The following is a 1,505-nucleotide window of genomic DNA, read 5'->3' as shown; positions in this document are numbered from 1 at the left end:
GATCGTGAGCCGGTCACCGACGGTGAAAATGGTCATCTTCGGCGGCATCCCCGCCGCCATCGCGAACACCTCGTCGCGCACGAACTCCAGCCGCGACGGCAGCGCATGCGCGGGCATACGGCCCATATTCGACAACGCGATCGCGGGCGGAGCCGACAGCAATGCCGCCACCGCGGCGTCCAGATCCCGATGCGAGGCGCGCATGAACAGCGCCGGGAACCGGGTGTCGAGCAGGTGCCGCAGCGTGGCGTCCACGACCGCGCCCACCGCCAGCGGGTCGGCGTCGCGGTCGACCAGAGCGGGTGTGCCCGCACCGGAGGCGCAATTGAGGACGGTCGAGGCGGGTAGCCGCGGCGAGAGTTCCGGGCGCAGATCCGCGGCATGCCCGCACATCAACGGCACCGGTCCGTCCTGCGGCACTTCGGTGCGCACCGCCGCCAGCGCCGCACCGGCGAGCAGGCTGTTGACCGAGATCGCGTGTGCGCGAGCGGTATCGACCACCTCCGCAGTCCGCCCGGCACTCAACTCGATACGCCGCAGCGCGAACCGACCGCCCGGATCGCCCACCCCGTCACCGTCGCGCGGCAGCGCGGGCGGCGCGGACTCCGCGCCGAAACTCGCCGCGAGCTCGCGCACCTGCGCCACGAAGCCGTCCACCTCGGCCTCGCTGGTGACCCGGGCGAGCAGCTCGTCGACACCGCCGACCAGCTCGCGGTCGGAATCCGGCAGCGCCACAACGGTTCCGGCCGCGTGCGCGCTGTAACGCCGCCACAACTCATCCAGCAACGCGAAGGCCGAGCGCCCGTCACTGATCCCGTGATGAATCACCAGCACCACCCGTGACTGCGTCGCGCCCCGCAACAGCACCGCGTGAAACAGCCCGTCCGCGAACGCCGGTCGCGTATTCACCAGCGCCCAATAGTCCTCGGTCTCGCCGTCGCGTTCCTCGAGCCGCGGCACATACGCCTCGTCGGCCACGAACCTCCGCACCCCCTCGCCGGTCACGACCCGGCTGCGCAGCAGCACATGCCCGGCCGCGAGTTCACCCAGCACCCGTCGCAGGATGCCCGCGTCGAGTTCGCCGCGCACGACGCTGCCGACGAACAGCGGCATCCCGCCGATGGGCACGCTGCCCAGATGACTGCCGGTGTCGAAGTAGCCGATTTCGAAAGGGGACAACAAACGCTGCTGAGTCATGGCTCGTACTTCCTGTGAGGGATCGTGCTGCCCTCGACCATACACACGTTTAATACGGTCGTTCAAAACAATTGTTTGAAACGCTGGTCACAAACGTCCGTAGGGTCCGCTGTTACTCTCGGCAGGTGGGAACCCGTGAAGACCTGCTCGCTGCCGCTAAACAATGCCTCGCCACCCGTGGCTACGCGCGCACCACCGTGCGCGATATCGTGGCCGCCTCCGGCGCGAACCTGGCCGCCATCAACTACCACTTACCCGGCTCGGCGCATCGGCCTTGGCGTATTCCTCGTGGAAGATGACCTGCTGCC

General features: G+C 68.6%; 2 protein-coding genes. One reads left to right on the top strand and one right to left on the bottom strand.

What is annotated here, in order from left to right:
* A partial coding sequence (locus tag ACWELQ_RS45515) for a phthiocerol/phthiodiolone dimycocerosyl transferase family protein (RefSeq protein ID WP_452403164.1) occupies nt 1-1,197 on the bottom strand: 1,197 nt, incomplete at its 3' end.
* 125 nt (nt 1,198-1,322) lie between these two features.
* On the opposite strand from ACWELQ_RS45515, the gene ACWELQ_RS45510 reads away from it, so the two are divergent.
* Complete coding sequence (locus ACWELQ_RS45510) at nt 1,323-1,496, top strand: helix-turn-helix domain-containing protein (protein ID WP_452403163.1); 174 nt, start codon at nt 1,323-1,325, stop codon at nt 1,494-1,496.
* Nucleotides 1,497-1,505 lie beyond the last annotated feature (9 nt).

This window comes from Nocardia sp. NPDC004722, assembly GCF_053601505.1.
Note: the sequence above shows the minus strand (reverse complement) of the source record. Positions and strands in the feature narration are given on the sequence as shown.